General features: G+C 58.6%; 2 protein-coding genes. Both read left to right on the top strand.

Annotated elements, in window-relative coordinates; genetic code table 11:
• Positions 1 to 85: 85 nt before the first annotated feature.
• Positions 86 to 1,108, top strand: a complete 1,023-nt coding sequence (gene istA, locus K675_RS0114200; protein WP_017904172.1) for an IS21 family transposase — start codon at positions 86 to 88, stop codon at positions 1,106 to 1,108.
• Positions 1,105 to 1,884: an IS21-like element helper ATPase IstB gene (istB, locus tag K675_RS0114195; RefSeq protein WP_017904171.1), complete on the top strand. Its 780-nt coding sequence runs from the start codon at positions 1,105 to 1,107 to the stop codon at positions 1,882 to 1,884. Before istA ends, istB begins: the two co-directional genes overlap by 4 nt.
• Positions 1,885 to 1,953 lie beyond the last annotated feature (69 nt).

Genomic DNA, 1,953 nt, shown 5'->3' with positions numbered 1-1,953 from the left:
TGTTAGTGCCGATGCAAAACTGACCCACCCCAGCGAAGTAAAACTGACCCACCTGGGCTAACGTCGCAGCCATTTGAGGCTGCCCATGTTGATCCAGGAGCAAGCAGTGGAGATCAGAGTATTGGCCCGCCAAGGGCACAGCATTCGGCAGATCGCCAAGACATTGGGCGTGTCCCGCAACACTGTCCGGCGCTACCTCAAAGAGCCTTCCGTCCCGCGTTACTCACGCGCCTCCAGACCCACCAAGCTCGACGCCTTTCATGCCTACCTGCACGAGCGAGTCAGACAGGCTCACCCGCTCTGGCTGCCGTCTACCGTGCTGTTACGAGAGATTCGCGAGCGTGGTTATGAAGGGGGCGCTTCTCAACTGCGTGCCTGGCTGGCAAAGATCAAGCCAGCCAAGCGTGATGACGGCCCCGTCGTTCGGTTTGAGACCGAGCCGGGCAAACAAATGCAGGCCGATTTCATCGTGTTTCGTCGGGCCAAATCACCCATGTCAGCCTTCGTGGCCACGCTGGGCTACAGCCGGATGACCTACGTCCACTTTGTCCCTGATGAGTCATTCGACTCGGTGCACGACTCGTTGCTGCTGGCCTTCGATTACTTCGGCGGCGTACCTGACGAAATCCTGTTCGACAACATGAAGACTGCAGTCATCGAGCGTGATGCCTACGGTGATGGTCAGCATCGCTTTCATGCCGGGCTGCTGCAGATGGCCGACGACCTGGGCTTCCGCATACGCCTTTGCCGCCCTTATCGGGCCCGCACGAAGGGCAAGGTCGAGCGTTTCAACCGCTACTTGCGCGAGAGTTTTTACAACCCGCTGAACAGCCGGGTCAGTTCGGCTGGCTTGCTTGTGGATTGCGGTACCGCCAACCGGCTGGTCGGCGAATGGCTGGCCGAAGTGGCCAATGTGCGCACCCATGCCACGCTCAAGGAGCGCCCAATCGACCGTTGGCGTCAGGAACAAGGGTTGCTGACACCTTTGCCTTCCGCCGTGCGCCAGACCTGGAGAGCCCTGCTGGGCGATGCGCACCGACCCATTCCACATGAGTCTCTTCAGCATCCGCTCTCCATCTATGAGGCGATCCGGGAGGCCTGCGCATGAACCTGCAACATCAGACCATCGTCGAGCTGTGTCAGGCGCTCAAGCTCGAATGCACCGCCGATCACTATCCAATGCTGGCTCAGCAAGCGGTCAAGGACGACCTGAGCTTCAGTGACTTCCTGGAGCACCTGCTGCGCCATGAACACGGTTTTCGCCAACAACGCAGCCGTGAGTTGCTGACGCGCATGGCCTGTTTTCCTGCGATCAAGACGCTGGAGGAATACGACTTCAGTTTCAGCCCGGGCGTACCCAAGGTGCTGCTGCAGGAGCTGGCCGCTCTGGCGTTTGTCGCACGAACCGAGAACGTGGTGCTGATCGGCCCGTCGGGTGTCGGCAAGACTCATCTGGCGATTGCCTTGGGCTATCGGGCAGCGCAGAACGGGATCAAGACGCGCTTCATCACCGCAGCCGATCTGATATTGCAACTGGGCGCTGCACAGCGGCAAGGGCGGCTCAAAGCCTATTTGAACCGCGCCATCCTTGCCCCGAAGCTGCTGGTGATCGATGAAATCGGCTACCTGCCATTTGGTCGTGAAGAAGCCAATCTGTTTTTCCAGGTGGTTGCCCAGCGCTACGAAAAAGGCTCAATGATCCTGACGTCAAACCTGCCGTTTACCCAGTGGGCCAATGCCTTCAGCGACGATGCGACCCTGACCGCAGCCATGTTGGACAGGTTACTGCATCATGCTCATATCCTGACTCTGACAGGTGAGAGCTACCGCCTCAAAGACAAACGTAAAGCGGGCGTGATCCGCCAGAACCGTAAACCCGAGTGATCCGGGTGGGTCAATTTTACTTCGGCAAATGAAGGGTTAAGTGGGTCAGTTTTAAGTCGGCGTTGACAC

This window comes from Pseudomonas fuscovaginae SE-1, assembly GCF_000364705.1.
Classification (GTDB): Bacteria; Pseudomonadota; Gammaproteobacteria; order Pseudomonadales; family Pseudomonadaceae; genus Aquipseudomonas; species Aquipseudomonas fuscovaginae_A.
The sequence above is the reverse complement of the archived record's forward strand: the minus strand, read 5'-3'. Positions and strand labels throughout refer to the sequence as shown.